An 18,800-nucleotide genomic window follows, 5' to 3' on the forward strand; every position below is an offset into this window, starting at 1 on the left:
CGCCGAGGGAGCCTTGATAACCAGCCACCTGGTAAAGGGGCCGCTGCGCTTCAGTCCTCACCCGTTCGGTGCTCGCCTGCAAGCAGGCTGCGCGCCGCGTGCGGCTTCCGGGCCGCCCTTGACCAAGCAGAGTGATGCATCAAACGAAGCTAAATGGGGTAGGGAAGTGCGTTCTTCAAGGCGGGGAGCAAAGCAAGACACTTAATTACGTATGTACGTTGTTACGTATTTACGCAAGGTGGTAAGATGTGATTAACCGGCGGCTACCGGTATCAATCACCAATTGACGGTCTAGGAGTCAACAATGCACCTCTGCCAACCTTTAAACAAAACGGCGGCAATTTGCGGCCTTGCTTATGGCGAGAGCATCATCATCCCGTGCAACGACAGCACGGTCCAATCAACCCAGAACGCAATCCAGGGTATTTACTCCAAAAAGGGGCTAAACACAGTCGAGTACAAGCAACGCAAAGCGTTGCTGGTCTTTGACGAAAATACCTTGCCTGTGGCGGTCGTTGTCGTAACACGGACAGTTGCAACCTGACAACGACATCCCAGCCGCTTTACAGACTACTGCCTGTAGTCGAGCGCAATCAGCCCAGTAAATGCCAGATCCTGGACACTGACTTCTGGGATTGGCTTTCCTAGAAGTCTCGCCGCTTCAACGATGATGAAACACTCACGCGGCATCACCTTGATGACTTCTTGTGAGCTTCGCAATTGATCTTGGGCGGCATCAGCCGACTTTATATTTGCCTCAACATTGCCACTCCGAAAACAACCGATCAGGTCGCTCGCAGAGCGCGCCTGAGTCTGCAGTGCAATAAGTGCAGTCTTCATCCGCTCAGGTGTTGAGAACACCATATTTGGCGGCACCTGGTGATTATTCAAAACAGCTAGCCTCGGGTGCCTGTAGGCGGTGGATGGTTCACTCACTCCTGATACCTCCTGCCTCATGAAAGTCATGAAATGCCGCTCATATCTTTTAGGAATATTATTTCTAGTGTTAATTTCGATTTAACATAAAAAACAATCTACGTATCACGCTGATTCATAAGCTTTTTATTGATATTTATTGTCCGACCGGACAAGTTTCCCAGTCCGGTCGGCAATGAACTGCTTAACGCATCCTCATCGGAGCCGCTGTACGACTATTTTTTTGCTCATCTGCCTGCTGTGCATTTACGCGATCAGCCGACACCTGTTGTTGTTTGATAGGAGGCGGCGATATCGCAGCCTTGTAGGCATTGCGCAGTTCCGGGTCGCGAAAGAGTGCTTCTCCTGAGGGACCGTGAACCTTCGCAAGAAGCCCAGCTACCTCACGCGCTTTGGCTTTTTCCTGATCGGCCCCCCTGGAGCAACTCTCAATCGAACTCACGACTTGCTTAAATTCTGAGCCACTAAGAGGGCGTCTGGTTTTGTTTGCTGCGTCAGTCAGCTCATTTGCCCAATGAGATAAAGAGCCTTTTTCCGGGAGCGCTGGTTTGTTAGCACGATAACCATTGGCCAAATCATGCTCCGCGCGTACTGCTTGGAAACGCTCCGGACCGATTTGACTGGCTTCATATTCAGCACGACGTTGAATGTCTGACAGTATCGCCATTCTCGGTTTCTCAGATTCAAGAGACCCCATGACACCTTGCCAAGCCTCGAATTTCTGCTGATCTGTATTTGACAAACGTCCTTCTACAACCGGCGAAACGGCCGTTGCGGTCAAAGAGTCATGCGCAGCTCGCACTTCAGCAAGTTTGGTAGGCCCCTGTTCACTGGCCTGAAATTCGGTAAACCGTTGATCCTCGGTCAGCCCAGCCAGGCGCTGCCGAACAGCCTCAACGGAGTTTTGTACCGTGCTGTACGCCTCGTACCGGAACTGCTCCGTGTTGGTAAGCGGCTCATGCACCGGCAGCGCTGGAGCTTGAACGTCCAGGACCACCTCGGATTGTCGGCCGGCGGCGTCATGCACTGCGCGCACTTCAGCAAGCTTGGCAGGCCCCTGTTCACTGGCCTGGAATTCAGCGAACCGTTGATCTTCGGTCAGCCCAGCCAGGCGCTGCCGAACAGCCTCAACAGAGTTTTGTACCGTGCTGTACGCCTCGTACCGGAACTGCTCCGTGTTGGTAAGCGGCTCATGCACTGGCAGCGCTGGAGCTTGAACGTCCCGGATCACCTCGGATTGTCGGCCGGCGGCGTCATGCACTGCGCGCACTTCAGCAAGCTTGGCAGGCCCCTGTTCACTGGCCTGGAATTCAGCGAACCGTTGATCTTCGGTCAAACCAGACATGCGCTCGCGTGTGGCAACAGTGGAGTTCATCACAGCATTGAACGCCTCATATCGTTGTTCAGAGGTATTGCTGTTCCGATCGATGTCGTGTCCAGGTTGTTGTGTGTAGCGACTCAGGTCCAGGACAGCGGGTTGGCCATTGTGGACAAAATTCAGCGGCTCAGGCCCACCTAAAGTCGGCGATAAACCTTTGATACGTTCTCGAACATCGGCCAACAACTTGCGAACCGCATTGAATGCATCGTCTGGGATGGTTGCGCCTTCTTTAAGCCCGATATGTAAATCAGTCTCACGATCAACAACACCTGATTCGAAGTACCGCAGTAACTTCTCGCTGTTGTGTATGTGATCAGGAATTTGTTCCCCATTCTTCCCAGAATTCCGAATAGCGAAATACTGCTGTTCTTCGCGATTGAATTCGTCATTCTCTGCTCGAACAAGTGCAAGCTCTTCTGGGCTAACCTTGCTTGCCGCAAATTCAGCTCGTTGCTGCTCATCGCTTAGCCCGGCCATCCTAAGTCTAATCGATTCTACCGAACTCATCGTCGTAGACCATGCCTCGAACAATTGATCATCTGTGTTCGTGTTCCAGGCACCATTACCGCTATCAGCTTGATTTTTTTGCATAGTAAACCTCCAGCCTGTTATTAAAACTTCCGGTTAAACATCGTTTTTTGGCAAAGCGAATCCGCCGCGAATAATCGCGGGAATACGCAAATTAGAAGTTAGTTAGAGGTTTACTGTGCTTATTACTTCTTTAGTAAACGCGTCGACGAGATCAATACTTGCATGCACAGGAACCGTCTTAACTGTGCCACCTTCAACTCCCTGAACGAAGAGATAGATGGTCCCGCGCATATTCAAAGCACCTTTGGCCCGCGCTGCTTCAACAAGACGCGCAGTGTTCTCATCAGCAACTGGCAGCACGCACGGCAATGATCCTGGAAGAGTCTTCAAATAGACTCCCTGCTGATTCCGTAATGAGCCTGACCAGCAAGAGGAACCGTAGCCGCTCAGAGGAAAGCCTTTGAAGGAAAGGTCGTAAGCCTCCAGGGTGACATTTGTCATTGCCAACGGGGCTTGGGCCAAGCCACCAAAGGGCAAACTGAAGTACTCCGTTACTCTGTACGTCCGCAACTTCGCCTTTACCTTTGGCAACTCTCTATCAGCAATGTCTTTGCGTTTGAAGCTGTCCTGCTCCTGGAAATATGTCGGTGATAGACGACTCAGCAACTCTGAATCTGGTAGTGATTCGCCGGATCGACTGGTCAGCACGTATGTTAGTGCCAACCCGCCTACCTCATCGTTCAAGCTCACGTAGCTATTGAGGTTCACGCTTGGGTCCGCCTCAGGCGCAGCTCCCTTTGGCTTAACCACACTGTCACTCGACTGTGCTACGGCGGGCCGTACACCGTTCGGGGTATTTTCCACCTGGTCGCAAGCGCTGAGAAGCGAACACCCCAACACAGCTATCGCAAGCTTGATCTTCATACGTCTCCCCTACCCTTCATGATCCAGAATCGATTCAGCCGAATGAGGCTGTAAGCCTGGCCATCAAATCGTCCGACTGGCGACGATCAAACCGCACGCCGATCAGCGGCAGAGCCGCGACCGAAGTCATCAATTTCAGCAACGCCGGCTTACCCTTGTCGGTTTCGACCTCCCAGGCGCTTACGTCTGGAAAATCGAGCACAGCACTGGTTCCATCGGAGATATCGACGTAAACCAGTTTTTTAGCCTCACGGTTGAATCCGACATAGCGGTTAAATACGGAGGACACAGCCTCGTAATCCACCTTGAAATCCGGCGCACATTTGTGCACCTGGTCAAGAAGGCGGCTTTTCAGCCACTTAGGGATCACCGAGAACACCAGGTAACCCAGTGCAAAGTAGCCGGCACTGGCTATCAGTACCGGTACGGTAACCTCGGGCTCTTTGCTGGAACTGAACAAGACAATTCCGAACAGCAACGCTACCGGGAACAGGCCTAGTGCGTAAAATGGTCGAAGCAGATACCAAACGGTGTTCATGGAATGTCCCCTTAGTGGCGCTGTCTTTTGTATCGTAGTCATAATACAGACTCTTGAGTTGATATTAGCATGCGATATTGACAGCGCAAAGGGGGATTGATAAAGGGCTGAAAGATCTTTTCAGCCCTTCACCCATCAAGCCTTCATCCCATTACCTTCTTTTTCAGAGCCTGCGTTCTTCCCTCCCCCGCCACCGCCCTTGATATTTTGCTCAAGCTTGGCGCCGAAGACGTTGAGCGCATTCTTCATCTTGTCGTTGTCATCTCGACCGAGAGTGCCCGAGGCATGACCACCGACCCAGTTAATGACCTGGTCCGGCACGATGTAAATCAGGTTGAAGCAGCTATGAACCAGGTTGAGGCACATCGAGCAGTAGATCGTAAGATAGAAGATGATGCTGACCAGACCCGTGATGGAGTCGAATTGCGCGTTGGCCAACGCGATGCCGAACATCTGGTTAAGCAGCGTTCCACCGGCAACAACCCCGGCACCGCCGAGGAAAAAGCCGATCACCATCAAAATTGGTCTGACCATCACGTTTAGCAAAAAGATGTAGCCATGACCCGACTTGTGGCCCATGCCATCCCCGTCCCCGCCAAGGTGGGTAAGCGCCCAGAGTGGTGCACCGATAATGGCTTCTCCCACCACCACCAGCCAGTTAACGGCCGCGCCAAACCAGATCACGAACGGAACCATTGGCAAGTAAGTCGATAGCGTTCCGCCCAAGATGAACAGCCCAATGATCGCCATGACCACAAAGGGAGAGACTGCATCCAGCACGCCTCCCAGGACGTCCCCGATCGATGTGAGGGCGTTCGCTGCACGAGCAGCCAAGCCCGCGGCGGACAGGCCGTCCTTCACAGCAATCAAGGTTTTGGCTGCTACGTAAGCACCCAGAGCCGTTTCGCCGGCAACCATCGTGTAGTCGCCAAGATTTTTCATCTTGATCAACGGATTCAGCTGACCCCTTCCCTCGCCGCCGGCATTCACGTCGATCAGATAATTAACAAGCCTTTGTCCTGGAGCCGAGAACACGGAGCCGATGACCTTACTCGCATCGGAACCGGTTGCACCCTTCGAGTAATCGCCTGAACTACTTGTACCCAAGGTTGGGCTGTACGAAGAACTCGACTGCTGCGCACGAAATGCCGCACTCGTCGTGCCCAGGACAGAGAGCATTGCCGGGTCGCCATCTGCCGACATACCGTACACCGATGCTTTCGCGGCAACCGCGTCAGAAAGCTTGGTATTGGCCTGGGCAAAAGTCTGGTACCAGGCGCCAAGCGTCAACCACCCCCCTTCCTTGATGGAGTTACTCAGCTTCGAAGCGAGCTCGGCGATGTTGCCCTGCTTAGTAGCCGCTATAGAGCTGATGGTGTTTTCGTACTGCAGCGAAGCAGACTGAATCGCCATCTCTGCGTCAGGCACCGATCCCCCGCCGGCCTGTTTCTTCAAAACACCGGTGACGAAGCCCTGCGCCGCGCTATTGAGGGTCGCTTGCATCTGCTGCAGTGCGGTGAGATGAGCACGGCGGATATCCGATGCGTCGATCGTGCCGCTGAACCAACTGGTGGATTGTGGCTGCGGTTCAAGCGACGCGTTGATGTCGGCGCCTCCGCAGACAAAGCTGGTATTTTTCAGGGCAAACCCGCTAGCGGTAGGGCTCTGCTGAATGTACCCGTCCTGCGTGATAAGTGCCCCACTAGCCTCTGCCTGGGCCAGTCCAGCATTGATGGAGTGCATGCACAGGTTCATCTCGAAAACGCTGCGAGCGAGACTCACAGTGCTCGGCATCACCGGCTGAGCGACCATAGACTTGCCTTCGTTGAACGCTTGCACCGAGGCATCCACGCCCAAGTTTGCGATCCCTACGCCCATCAACGATGCTGCCCACAGCATCAATAGTTGGGATAGCGCCCAACCATTTGCCGTGGGTACCAATGCAGAGAGACCCCATACAAGCCTGATCGGATCCCACACCATGTGGCGCTGTTTATCAAATACGGCACCGTCGTGTGCCGACTGGGTGAGCTTTCGGAAGAGCATGTAGGCCGCAAAGAAGCCTCCGATCACGAGCAAGGCCGCATTGGTCACCTGAAACACGCTCGCCAACACCGTGTCCCCTCCCCCTGAACCACCTGTGGCTAGCGGGTTGTTGACCACGTTGCCGTAGATGGATACCAAGGCTTCCCTGGATTTGTCGCCAGTGCGCTTTGCTGCTTCAGCAATACCGCTCAACGACGTTGAATCGGCCATTGCAGGCAATGCACTCACAGCACCGATGATGGCAAGCCAAGCACGGATTAGCCTTTTCATAACAGGTTCCTTCCATCAGATCGGCTCGGTTTTTGAGTCTGTCGGCTCCAGTTGATTTCCGGATTCATTAGTTGTCGGAACCAATCCCGGTAGTCGGAAATAAAGTCGCGCACGCTCCCTCGCTCCTGCACTGAAAGTCGCTTAGTTTTAAGCTGCCAGAGCCTGAGTTGCGCCCCTAGCGCGGCCATAAAGAACACTGGCTGGCTTACAAGAAGCGATAGAGCTCCAAGCAATATGTCCTTGGGATGCCCAAAGACAATCCCTCCCACGACTGCACACCCCCCCGTGAGAGCGAAAAACACTCCCGCCGCGAGTGCCCAACGCTTTTTCATCAGGAATGACCGGTACAGTTCGGGTATCGACGGCGCATCAGGTGAGCGGGAAGCTATTGCTTCCTCAAACGACAAGCCAGGTCGATCTTCATTGCTTGCCTCATCCTCGGAGAGAATTCGTTTAGCCTCGGCGCTGAGCTCCTTCAGATACTGCAAGTTCTCCTTGTTCCGCTCGATTTCACGCTTTGTAAGCGACAAAGTCCGCTTCATTGCAGAGAGGGGCATGATGACGTGCCAAATAGTCCAGAGAGATCCTTTGGCACCGACTTTTACAGCGTTCTTTAAGTCCATTACTGCCCCCCCATGCGGCCTGACACGGACTTGTACAAAGTCCCGAGAATCGGCGTGTATTCGTCCCTTGCCGCACTGGCCAGAAGCTGACCGCTGATGATGTTCGACTTCTGCAACTCGTCCTTGATGCCTAACATCAGCCAGTTGTTCAGAGAAGCAATGCGGATTTGCTCACGCTGCAGGTTCTCGCCACTCAACGCCTGCAGATCAGCCTGGTACTCGGTGTTGGCATAGCGCCGGCCAACCTCGAACGCCTCGAATTCCCGAGCCGACATCATCCCGGTGCTCTTGGCAGTATCAGACGCAAACTCCTTGTAGTACGCACTTGCAGCAGGAGAGATCAAAGCCTCCTTCAGCAGGTCTTTCGTCGCCGGGCTTGGCTGACTATTCGCGATCCGTTGCTCCTGCGGATCCGCCGCGGCTGAGATGATCGAGTTGTACTGGTTCATCAAACCGACGTACTGGCTACCGGCAACAGTGTCTGCTTCGCCCTTTTTCAGCTGAGGTGCGATCGAGCGACGAGTGGAGTTCTGCACGTACATGCGTGCAGCATCGATCTGATTCTGGTTGAACGTCAGATCTGGAGCTTTCCCATTCTCCCCGGCGCCTGACAGTACCGAATCAACTCGCTTGTCTGCACCAGGCATACTGGTTGATACGCTAGGGCAGGCCTGAGAGCCACCGTACGCTGCATAGTCGTCAGCATCACAGAATTGAGCGTGAACCTTGGCCGCCCGGGACGAATCGATTTCAGGGGCGATCGGCGGGGTGTTCAGTGCTTGAGCGATAGCCTGATTACTCACCTTCGCTCCACCACCAGGGCGCATCCCGCCCTTCGCGGCTTGCGCAGATCCTGCGATCTCGTGTGCACCGCCTGAAGCGGATTCACTGCAAATGTTCGAACCGACGAAGTAGCGCTGACGTGCCTCTTCGAGTTTGCGGTTCTTTTCCTGGCTCACGGCGAACTCGCGCTGAGTCTTGCCATCGGCCTCGATGGTGCTGGCGATTTTCTGGCCATTTTCGTTGACTGATGTGCCAATTTTTTGCAGCAACTGTGTAACGCTACTGTTCATGGAATTGACGGCGGCAGTGGTGCCATTGACGGCCCCTGTAACAGCAGTGTTCATCATTCCCACAGTTTGAATCAGCACGGCGTCGACCACAGGAACAATCGAAGCATTTGCGTTGCTACACATCGCTACGCCAGCGGCGAGCACCGCCGCTGAAAGCAACTTCCGTTTGTGCAAACTCATGCTCCCACCTCCATTTCCTTGGCCAGCTTATTGAGGTATCCGTCCGCCAGCCTCTTGGCCAAAGTGCTTACCACGGACGCACCGTCGTTGTCAGAGGCATCGATTTTCATTTGTTCGATCAACGGTTGGGCCGTGCCTGTTGGGAATTTCTCGGCGAGAAGTTTCCGTGCTGCGTAATCGCCGAGTCGCTTGTACAAACGATCGCGCAGCGCCACGTCCTCGAGCGTTGTCGAGAAGGCCCACAGCTCGATCGGACCAACTGTGTTGGTAAGCAGCTGAACGATGTAGCCGACCTTCGTTTTGAACAGCGCGAGGAAGTTGCCCCCGAGACGCGGATCAGGACCGGTAGCTTCGCGTTGCAGGCGGCGAATGGCCTCCTCGGAGATGTTGAAGACCTCACGCAAGACTTTTTCGTCGGCAGCATTACCGCCGCGCATGACGTACACCGCCGTCGCCGCGTTCAGCAGTGCCGCCGGGAAGTCGTAGAGATATTGCGAGACAAGCACCACGCGGATACCCCACTTACGCCCTTCCCTCGCATCTTTAATGCAGGTTTGGACGAAAGCCTCTTGGCCCTGGGTGTTGTGGAACTCGTCGTAAGCGATAACCTTCTTTTCGTCTTTGACGTCGGCAATCCGCTTCATGTGGTATTCGTGATACATCGGCGCAACAACCGGGAGCACTACCTCTTCGCGGAGGAAGTAGTTTTTGGCAGCCATTTGCCGAGCGAACATGTACATGATCGCCGTTCTCACGCTGCCCTCAGGCGTCTGTGAGCCAATTACATCGTTCAAGTCGATAGAAATTACGCGTGTTTCACCACTCACCTCAAAACGAGTTCTACCGCTGAATAGCGCGTACTTCGAGATCGCCACGCTGAAGCAGCGGCCCATATATTCAAGTACCGGTTCACCATCAGTGGTAACTGCGGATTGATACAATTGACGGACCGATTCATCGGAAAGGTAGGCCGCAAAGTCAGTGAAAACAGGGACTGCCTGCCGCTGCGCGATAGCTGCTTCCCGAACATAGCCAGCAGCGAAGAGCATATCTGTTACTTCCCACCAGGTCGCAGCGCTCCACCAGGTGTCATCGTGTTTGGCCAGAAGACCGGACTCAAGCAGTACCTTATCAACGATAGGTTCCACATGGTCCTCGTACGTGAGAGCTGACCCTCCTGACGCACGCTTGCTGTAAGCAATCTCAATCAGCTTATCGACAACACCAGAACAAGCCGCCGGCGCCGATTTAGTTTTCGGATCCGTGCAAAAAAGCGTCAGAAAGTCCGATAGAAACTCTTTCTCACGAGAAGTCGGCTCACGAGCACCCAACTGGGTATCACCAGGATTCACCGCAAACTCGGCCGAGTTCTGCAGGCGCATGTAAATCGCTTCGTTTTTGCGATGCTCAGGCAACGAATCACGGATGAGGTTGATCAGCCCGGCAGACGATGGCCCTACATCGATAATCGTCATCAGCGGAAGCCGCGTATTACCCGCCCGGTGGATCGTTGCGCTGTTCATGGTGTTGAGCAGCACGGATTTTCCGGAACCTGGAGGAGCGGACAACGCTTCGATCCATGTGTCCTGAAGAGAGCTACCAAGCTGCACCACGTAGATTTTGCCGTCCGGCGTCCTGAGTACCAAAGACCCCCCCTCGCTCCAAGGCGTAGCCGGCCGCTGGAACGGCATCATCTTCAGCGCATCCGGTAGAGGCGGAACCATCCGATTCGCGGGGTTTTTCAAAGTGAACCCCGGCATGGTCGACGCCCAAGCCGCCACCGGATCCCCATGAACTGAGGTCACGCTGCAGATACCCCAGGCTTGAATGGCCTTTTCCAACGCGGCCATACGACGCTTGGTTTCACGTTCACTGCTCGACCAGGTTGAAGCTGTGATCTTCATCGAGCAGATCGCGTCGATCTTGCTCCGCTCCTCCAGGTCCAGGAAGGATTGGCGAATCTGTTTGTTTGAACCAATCATGCCAACGAAACCAGCCATCATCTGCCGCCCTCGGGTCTCGGATAACCCTCCTGGCGATAGGTCGATGCGGATCCGCCACGGAATTTCCCGTGCGACGGTGTTGAACAGGTAGGAGAACAGCTGCGGATTCTGTGGCCCAAGCTCCATGGCAATATTGCCGTGCCACAGTTCGTCGGTCTCGATCAGCGAGCGCCTGGCATCAACGTCATTCGTAACGACTTGGAAATTTACAAGTGGCGCAGTGAGATCAGAGAAGTCTTTTTCATCCTCACGGCCATGGGGAATAAAGCGGTCACCTGGCAACACCGGCCGGAACTTTTGAGACGTTCTTTCGCGGTTTACCATGATTCGTATGCGCTTTGTCGCTTCATGAGCGCTCAGCTGCTTCAGCAGTATGCCCGGACGCCCTTCTGCGCCGCAGCCGTCAAAATCTTTCTGTACGCGCTCAATCATCGTGTCGTGCCGATACTTCAACGTCATCAGCACCTGGGCCGGACTTTGCCCGAACTCAACGCGCGGCATCTCGTATTTAAGGATGTCTTGTTCCAGCTCTTTCCTCTCGCGCTTTAGATCAACGCCGATGCAGCTCACATGGGTGTAGACCACCAACAGATTCTGCTCCCAAGCAACCAGCGGAGCGTTTCGCTTCACACGATCGATGATGATGTCTTCGGTATTGATGCCCATTCGCCGAGCGGCGTTGATCTGTGGCTCAGCAAGGCGCATCAGCTCATCCAGCGCGCGATCGGGATCGCGCTCGAACCCGAACGTTAAGGAGTGTCCGGGCTCACGCATGTAGCCACTCATTTTCAATCGAAGGTTTTCGATGAGCTTGTCGAAGTCGTCCTCGGACAGGATCTGGTAAGTGCCCTGCACGTCAAAAACCGTCAAAAGAGAACCATCGTGCGTAACGAGCGTATAAGGGTCTTTCAACGCCGGATTACGACTGATGTCCTCATCGGTTAGGCCGATGGCTGTAGCGAGCTCACAGTAGCTCGCAAGGTCTTTACCGACCATGTACCGAGACATGTAGGCAAGGAAGCCTTCAGTGGCATCGACAAGACCATCAAGAAACTTAGCAACGCCCATCGTGCTTCCCTCAAAAAATTATGCTGGTGGGTTCATGACGCTGAAATAGACATCAGCCCATTTCGCGACCGGATAAGTCACTTGGTAATCATGAGCCCACAAATTTGCGGCCTGGCTGTATGGGCCAGGATTGAAAACGACCGCCAGCCCCTCGAACACGAGCTCTCGACGGCCTTTGTCGCTGTCGCTTTGACGCAGAAGCGCTTTGGCGAACACTGCCGGGGAAAAGGTGCCCCAGGCGTCCTCGGTGTACTTGAAATGAGAACCGAGCCAATTCAGCAGCTTTTTCGCATCAGCCTTGATCGACTCGTCCCCGCTCTGCAACGCAACCATCAGCGTTCTCTGCAGATGGTTTACGTCTTGACCGGTCAGGCCCGGTAGATAAGCAATCACAGCGTTCCCTTCGCCCAACTCGCCCAGGTGTTGCCACCCATGACAGAGATGATCAACGGCTCGCAGATTGGGCTCACGGATATCCTGGTGGTTATCCGTCAAGTTGTGTATTTGGTTATGGCTTGAGTGAAAGCCGCAAAACATGCAGCGGTGGCCATCTTTCAGGAGCGTCTTTTTTTTCAAGTCCCCTGACTTGAACTCCCGCGCCACCGGCTCCCAGTCAGCGCCTGACTTATCACCCCAAATCTGGCTCTTCGTTGAGAAAAAAAGCGCTGGGAAGGTGGCCTTGTCAAAGCCTGTTCCCAAACCTTCTTTGGGAACGACTTTGTCCTGGTCTACTTCAGCTGGATCTTGATTAGAGAGATCGTTCATGGCTTCCAACCCGGCGACCTTGCGGCCGCCGATCCATCAGGTGGATTACTGAGGCACTTGACCGTAAGTGCTCGTCGCCATCCCCACGGTTTCACCAGCTTTACCCATGAGGAACCCAATACCGCCAATTCCCGCACCAGCAAGGATCGGGATGAAGATCTGGGTCGCCTTAATGTCACTGCGCGCGCCGTCCTGTCCTTTTTTCCACCAATTGAAGCCACCATAGGCGGCACCGCCGAAGCCCAGAAACTTAAAGATTTTTGCCAGACTATTCGTTCCCGAGTCAGCCTGGGTCGCGCCGGTGCTGAGCATCCCAGCCATACCTTCCCCATCAGCAGCTGCGCCCGTGGAGAATGCCAACGCACCGAAAGTTATCGCAGCCGTAGTTAGCATGATCCGCCGTTGAACCGGATCCGCAGTATGTTTATCGCACCAGGTTTGCAGACCAATTTGAGCCTTACGGCCCAGGTCAATGGTGTATTCCATTGGATTAATTTTCATCGATACATCCCCTTTTTTAAGTTTCACCAAACAAGGCCCAGAGAAGCCCGGGCAGCGTCAATCACATCCGGAATTTGCACCAGGAAGGAACCGAAAATCATGTGTGTGAGGGCACGCCATACCGCATCGTCAGCCCCCTGGTTCGACTGCCCGTCGACGGTTGCTTTTTTCAACAGCAACACGCCTTTGAAGAACATCACACCACCGAAAACGCTCGCGAGAGTCAGCACAGAGTTGATCGCTTCGGCGAAGCGCCCGAACTCCGCAGCACCGCTGTAGGCAATTGGCCCGTAACTGACGGTGCCGGATCCGAATGACGTCCAAGCAGCGTTGATAAAACGAGACAAATTCGCCATCAGCGCAGCAATGATCAGCAGTGGAACAATGTCCCCCACCGTTACAGGACTTGAACCTGGCAGACGGGATGCCCTCTGCAGCCGCATCAACGCTGATCCCGCGTAAACCGTGCCGACGAGAATCCCGAGAACCCAGAGGAATCGCCAAAGGGCGACCGCGAAGGTGTTCGCGAACTGAGTAATCATTTGTGCGAGATCCATGACAACTCCTTAGCGAATTACGCCCTTGGTCGTCGTAACCCGGCGGGCCTTCGGATCAAGCGACAGGATCTGCATATCCCCAACAAGGTCGCCCACCTGCACCACGTAAACCTTTTCAGAATCCTGGATCCAGGCTTGTCCGGTATAGATGGTGTTCAATGTGAAACCCTTGTTTACGAGCGTTGATTCGACTGGCTTGCTCGGCGCTTTCGCCGAACGAGTGACACCAGGTGTATTGGCCTTTGAATTTTTGTGAGCATCGCTTTTCGCAGCTACAGATTTGGCCGCTTTTGCGCTGACACCACCGGCGGTCGCATCCGCACGAGGTCGACCTTCAAGCAGAGCAATTTTCGCTTGCAGCTCAGCTATCGACTGCTCAAGTGTCGCGACACGCACCTGCAGTTCTTTGTCGACTATCGGTACGCCTTGCGGAGGCACAGTGGAAACTGCTGCTGTGCGCTCGGGCTCCGGCCTGAGAGCTGCAGGGGATTCGGGAATTTCGGCTATTGCGGTCGGTACCTGATCAGGAACACTTCCAGGAAGAGCCACAACTCGTTGCGCCTCTTTGAAGGTGGCTTGCCCTGCATCTCGCATGGCGTCTGCCGGCGTAAAAGACGGCTGGGCCGCGACGCTTCTGGGTACAGGACTTGCACTACCACCAGACGAAAAAATTCCCGGCGCGAAGGACCATACCCCCCCGACTACAACCGCCAACACCAATCCCGCTGGCACGGCGTACTTCTTCACTTTTTCAAGTGAAATAGCACTCGGCAGGCTCATGGGCTTCTTGGATTGCTTCGGTTTCGGCTCGCTTTTCTCGCGCACCTCAACTTCAGGCACAGCTTCAGGCGCTGGGACTGTCCGGGACATGTCGAACACGTCCGCTTGCGGTTCTGCCTGATTAGTCATGATCATTCCTTTTTGTATCGTGACAATGATACAGAATTAATAAGCAGAATAGCCAGACTGATTGTTTGGGTAAAGCCCAGTCGCCGGCAGATTGGTGATTGGGTAACCCGCTGGTCTAATTGCTGGCTGCTGCTGTTGCTGTTGCTGCTGCTGAACGGGTGGCTGCGATGCGGGAAGGCTGAGCGTATTTAGATCCACCGCGGGGGCAGACGCACCTGCTGAAAGGTCGTCAGTGGACAACACCGGCGCCATGAACTGGATGCCGATCGTGTCCTTCTTCGGGATCAACACTTGCTTAGCGGGCATCTGCGCGGCGTCCTGAGCCAGAACCTTGCCTGCGGTTTCCCCCATGCCACCGACCATCGTTCCGAGCACGGCAGTGGCGTCCGGCGTGGATGGATAGGTCTGAATCACGCCGCCTTGCGGAGTGATGATGTTCTGGGCGCTTGACTGTTCGTACAACTGCCCAGTTCTGCCTATCCCGGCAGCAATTGCTGGAAGGATGATCCGGGTGAAGTAACGGTTATTGACCTCTCCGGAAAGGGCACTGCGTAAGGTATTTTGGTCGATTGCCTTTGCGGTAATTTTGTAGGAGCGCCCGCGCCATTTCATGATGGTGAAGGTCATATCGATCGATTCATTTATGCGCTTGTAGCCCTGTGCGAACACAGTCAGCCCTTGGTACGGGCCAGAGGGGACCGAAGCAATCACTATCGAATTTTCATCGGTGTCGAGATCTGTCTCCAGCAAGGCAGGGATTCGAATAAAGTCATCAAGGATCTTCACGACGGGTACGGAACTGGAGAGCTGACCCGAGCCCGGGTGACCACCAGGCACGCCTACGCCATTCGATGTGCTGTTATTCACTGTGCCGGCGTAGCCGCTTTCGTCAGCAACTGTCGCAACCGTATGCTTCGATCCCCCCCAGTTTTTGATGAGCCCCGCCGCCTGATTTCGAATGCGTTCTCTGCGCTCTTTTTCCTGGTCGGACAAGATTTCTTGCTGATGCTGGCCGGCGCTTTGCTGAGGTGCAGGCTGATACACGTAAACAATTTGAGGTTGTTTCGGTGGTTCTTGTGCAGCGACCTTGGATTGAGGAGCTTCCTGAACTGGTTGATCCCTAGTAGAAATTACGGAGACATAGGTTTTTCCTTGCTGCTCCGCATTAGTTGCATTGGACTGGTTGTACTTGTTCAGCACCTTCCCGTAATGCTCGCTTTCGGGTGACGCCGTGCCTTTGCCGGCAGTATTGATCGCGACCGAGCTAGGCGCGGCCGTGGTGCCAGTAGCGAAGTAGCCGTAAGCCACGTAGCACCCACCAATGACCACAAGGGCCACTGTGGCGATGATCCAAATAGTGTTCCGTCCAACATCTGCTTGCATTTCACTCATGATTCAACCTCAAAGAATGTCGAGCTGGACGGTCACGGAACGACCCATATCTGAAAACGTGACGTACGGGGTAACAGGCATGCGGTAAACCCGCGTGCCATTGGCAGCAGAGCTGGTCTGATCAAACGGAGATTTGATGTCGTACGTTGTTCTGACGAAGAGTTCGTTTTCCAACTGCCAAACCTTCGTACCAGCTGGAATTTCGCCATTCGCTTTAATCGCCTTCGCACCAGTTGGTGGCAGTCCATCGAGAAAGGCTTGAAGCGTGTCGTCGTACAACGAGATTTTTCCAGGACCGGTCACGGCGTTTTTGGCATTTGGCCCTCGGCCAGGTACGCGGACATCGAGCCGGACATCTACAATCCGACTGATCTCTTTGCTGTTCTCCTCGCCGGTAGCAAGCTGAATGACCACAGGAGTGGCTAGCCCTTGAAGGAATACCGTCACCGTCCCAGTTTCGTATTGGCTTAACGCCGAAATCACTACGGCATGGGATGGTTTCAACCATTCCACGTAGAACAACGAATCGTCGGAAATACGCGGTGCGGCCGCTAGCGGCCACGGTGCACCCGTCGAGTCGATAAAAACTAGCGAGCCTGGTGTGCCTTGCATTAGCCGTGCGATCGGCATCGACGACCCAGGTGAAAGGTCGACAGAAATGCTGCTGATCCTCGGCACTGCCCGAATCGTCTTAAACGCCTTAGCGTCACGGCTGGCATCAAATTGCTTTCGCAATTCACGGATTTCGCCGGGGGTGAAGGGTGAAACAACCTCCCCCGCGATCGCGCCGGCAGATGGTTGATTAGGCGGAAATAAGCCCCGTGTACCATCGTCCTGAGGTCGCTGCGGCTGGCCCGGTTGCGGCACATACTGCACCTGCGTGCCGGGCTGCACTGGGTAACCTTGAGCGTTCACTGGTACGGGAAAGGCTTGCCCAGGCTGCTGCACCGGATAATTGTTCGGGCCGTAGCTAGTAGGAGGGAATGCGGCTTGGATTTGCTGCTGAGACGACATCGCCTGTTGTTGAGGAACCTGTGTCGAACTAACCCATTCAAGCGATTCCTTTGAACCGGCTGGTGGGGCACCTAACGCCGGAGTTGGCATAGGTGTTTGAGTTGGCACTGGCTGTTGCGCGGGGAAACCCTCAACTGCAAGAACAGAAGGCGAGCCGAAAACTGCCAGCAACGCGGAGACAATAACTAAACGATCGAACATGAGCTCACCTATAGCGGCTTGGTGACCAGTTGGGCCGCGCCGATACCTTCAATGGAGTCGAGAGTGTCGATACGCTCAACACGCACCGTCGCTAGGAAGCGCTGGGTCGGCAGTTCGGAGGTCTGCCCCGTCAGCCTGATTTGAATAGGAATTTCGATGGTCCAGAAGTACACACCGTTTTCGAGCCCATCTTTCACCAGCACACCGGTGCCCGCTGTGATCGACATATTCATGCGCTTCTGCCGCACGAGCTCGAGGATTCCAGCGTTCTGCAATGCGTCGATGTAGGACTTAAACCCCAGGCGGGTGTAACGAGGTCGGTTATCTTCCAGATCCTGGCGATAGTTTTCGAAGTCCATGGTGAAGGAGCGCGTGAGCGTGTCCTTAGCGAACTGAATCACATCACCGGGTTTACGGTAGGGTTGCGACATGGGGATCATTGGGAAAATCCGGCCATTGTCACTTGCAAAATACTCACGCAGGGGATGCACGGCGAACCAAGTGGTTACGCAGAGAAGGCCTAACACAACCAGTAGCGCCGCGCCGAGGATGTAATTCATCTTCACTGCTGACACGGCGATGAAGGAGATCTTCTTCCGTTCCTTTTGAACCCGTTCAGCAGGCTCAATTGCGTCGCTGGTCTGTTTAACCTGCGAAACCACCTCGGATATGATCTGATTCATCAGCTCACGGTTTTCCGAGGCGAAAGAGCTGGGTAATTGGGATCCAGCCCCTAGTGGTGTGTCATTGCTCATGGCGGATTCGCCCTCCTCGCTTTTCCGTATTATATACACGATGCGAAAAGGAACAAGCGACGAGTTCTCGTGCTTTCAGCGTCATACGCCACGATCCGCCAAGCGGTATCAGCTTTTGTTAGTTTCCATGGTGGATAGATTACAGAAACCGACGTGCGATTTGCGCTGTTCAAGAAGCCACGTATAACGCCGACAAAACAGGGCTCATTTCGTATATTGCCGACATTTTTTCAGGATTGAACACTGCCGAAAGCCCCGTAATTACGCCGCAAAACGGGCGTTTTCATCCAGAACCGACAATTACACCCCTTTCGAGCTCGACACGTATAACGCCGACGCCCTAGGGATATCGCCGACAACTGTGGATAACTCGATGCCTCGCACGTATAACGCCGACACAGGCGACCGTCTATCACCGACATTTACACGTATATCACCGACGGGCGTTTCGTCTTTTACCGACATTCATGATTCCAGAAGCCTTTATATTCAATAGCTTCAGAGCAATTGTTAAAGGGTTAACACGCGCGCGCGGTTTTTACCTGTCTTAACCAATCTTTAAGCTTCTAACCCGTTATCAACAACCTCGGATGAGTTTCCTGAAGATCGCGATGCATCCAAGCCCCTTCAAAGTTCTCGCTGTTGAGCATTCCAGGAAACGACTGCAGGTCATGGACAGGATCAGCGGCCTGAGGCGTCAGTTCTATTTGAAAAGCGTAATCAGGAAGAGCAGTACTCAGCGGCCGTTAGGCTGTCGGTGTTCTACGTCTTCAGAGAAACGCGTAGAAAGATGCTTCGTTTTGTTCATCTGACCCAGCCCACCGGTCCAACTGATCACCATGTATTCATATCTGACAATCACCTCACGGCCTCAGTGATGAGCCTTTCGCTGTAAGAATGAGATCAGCGGCAACACCGGCCGCCGGCGGCGGCCACACCCATCCCCCCGCCCTTCCCTCCAGGAAGGGAGCGAGTCGGCCTCTGACCCCATCGGCCATGGGGGAGAAGCAACCCCATGACCGCCGAGGGAGCCTTGATAACCAGCCACCTGGTAAAGGGGCCGCTGCGCTTCAGTCCTCACCCGTTCGGTGCTCGCCTGCAAGCAGGCTGCGCGCCGCGTGCGGCTTCCGGGC

At 54.4% G+C, this 18,800-nt stretch carries 16 protein-coding genes; 1 reads left to right on the top strand and 15 read right to left on the bottom strand.

The window, feature by feature from the left end; genetic code table 11:
* Window positions 1-304 precede the first annotated feature (304 nt).
* Window positions 305-544 carry a hypothetical protein gene (locus tag FFS64_RS30055; RefSeq protein ID WP_137808321.1) on the top strand — a complete coding sequence of 80 codons (240 nt, stop codon included), beginning with the start codon at window positions 305-307 and terminating at the stop codon, window positions 542-544.
* A gap of 26 nt (window positions 545-570) precedes the next feature.
* Here FFS64_RS30055 and FFS64_RS30060 read toward each other — a convergent pair whose 3' ends face one another.
* The 15 genes from FFS64_RS30060 to FFS64_RS30130 all read right to left on the bottom strand — a co-directional run bounded on the left by FFS64_RS30060 (window position 571) and on the right by FFS64_RS30130 (window position 17,667).
* Window positions 571-936, bottom strand: coding sequence for a hypothetical protein (locus FFS64_RS30060; RefSeq protein ID WP_137808322.1), 366 nt, complete (start codon window positions 934-936; stop codon window positions 571-573).
* A 184-nt stretch (window positions 937-1,120) separates the two neighbouring features.
* Window positions 1,121-2,908: a hypothetical protein gene (locus FFS64_RS30065; RefSeq protein ID WP_137808323.1), complete on the bottom strand. Its 1,788-nt coding sequence runs from the start codon at window positions 2,906-2,908 to the stop codon at window positions 1,121-1,123.
* 102 nt (window positions 2,909-3,010) lie between these two features.
* Window positions 3,011-3,772, bottom strand: coding sequence for a hypothetical protein (locus FFS64_RS30070; RefSeq protein WP_137808324.1), 762 nt, complete (start codon window positions 3,770-3,772; stop codon window positions 3,011-3,013).
* Window positions 3,773-3,806: 34 nt separating this feature from the next.
* Entirely contained in the window at window positions 3,807-4,310 is a 504-nt protein-coding gene (locus FFS64_RS30075) for a hypothetical protein (protein ID WP_137808325.1), read from the bottom strand.
* 135 nt (window positions 4,311-4,445) lie between these two features.
* A complete protein-coding gene (locus FFS64_RS30080) occupies window positions 4,446-6,626 on the bottom strand; it encodes a DotA/TraY family protein (protein WP_137808326.1) in 2,181 nt (726 codons plus the stop codon).
* Window positions 6,623-7,249, bottom strand: coding sequence for a hypothetical protein (locus FFS64_RS30085; protein ID WP_137808327.1), 627 nt, complete (start codon window positions 7,247-7,249; stop codon window positions 6,623-6,625). Before FFS64_RS30085 ends, FFS64_RS30080 begins: the two co-directional genes overlap by 4 nt.
* Entirely contained in the window at window positions 7,249-8,502 is a 1,254-nt protein-coding gene (gene traW / locus FFS64_RS30090) for a conjugal transfer protein TraW (RefSeq protein ID WP_137808328.1), read from the bottom strand. The genes FFS64_RS30085 and traW overlap by 1 nt, the downstream gene beginning before the upstream one ends.
* The gene (locus FFS64_RS30095) at window positions 8,499-11,573 is read right to left on the bottom strand and encodes an ATP-binding protein (protein ID WP_137808329.1); all 3,075 of its coding nucleotides are present in this window, start codon (window positions 11,571-11,573) and stop codon (window positions 8,499-8,501) included. Before FFS64_RS30095 ends, traW begins: the two co-directional genes overlap by 4 nt.
* Window positions 11,574-11,591: 18 nt before the next feature.
* Window positions 11,592-12,338: an HNH endonuclease gene (locus tag FFS64_RS30100; RefSeq protein WP_137808330.1), complete on the bottom strand. Its 747-nt coding sequence runs from the start codon at window positions 12,336-12,338 to the stop codon at window positions 11,592-11,594.
* Window positions 12,339-12,383: 45 nt separating this feature from the next.
* A complete protein-coding gene (locus FFS64_RS30105) occupies window positions 12,384-12,839 on the bottom strand; it encodes a DUF6750 family protein (protein ID WP_137808331.1) in 456 nt (151 codons plus the stop codon).
* A 23-nt stretch (window positions 12,840-12,862) separates the two neighbouring features.
* The gene (gene traQ / locus FFS64_RS30110) at window positions 12,863-13,396 is read right to left on the bottom strand and encodes a conjugal transfer protein TraQ (RefSeq protein ID WP_137808332.1); all 534 of its coding nucleotides are present in this window, start codon (window positions 13,394-13,396) and stop codon (window positions 12,863-12,865) included.
* Between the two features lie 9 nt (window positions 13,397-13,405).
* Complete coding sequence (locus tag FFS64_RS30115; RefSeq protein WP_137808333.1) at window positions 13,406-14,305, bottom strand: hypothetical protein; 900 nt, start codon at window positions 14,303-14,305, stop codon at window positions 13,406-13,408.
* A gap of 36 nt (window positions 14,306-14,341) precedes the next feature.
* Entirely contained in the window at window positions 14,342-15,697 is a 1,356-nt protein-coding gene (gene traO / locus FFS64_RS30120; protein ID WP_137808334.1) for a conjugal transfer protein TraO, read from the bottom strand.
* 9 nt (window positions 15,698-15,706) lie between these two features.
* On the bottom strand, window positions 15,707-16,912 hold the full coding sequence (locus FFS64_RS30125; protein WP_137808335.1) for a DotH/IcmK family type IV secretion protein: 1,206 nt from the start codon (window positions 16,910-16,912) through the stop codon (window positions 15,707-15,709).
* A gap of 8 nt (window positions 16,913-16,920) precedes the next feature.
* The gene (locus FFS64_RS30130) at window positions 16,921-17,667 is read right to left on the bottom strand and encodes a DotI/IcmL family type IV secretion protein (RefSeq protein ID WP_137808336.1); all 747 of its coding nucleotides are present in this window, start codon (window positions 17,665-17,667) and stop codon (window positions 16,921-16,923) included.
* Window positions 17,668-18,800 lie beyond the last annotated feature (1,133 nt).

Origin of the sequence: Pseudomonas sp. G(2018), from assembly GCF_005502415.1 — a bacterium.
GTDB lineage: Bacteria > Pseudomonadota > Gammaproteobacteria > Pseudomonadales > Pseudomonadaceae > Aquipseudomonas.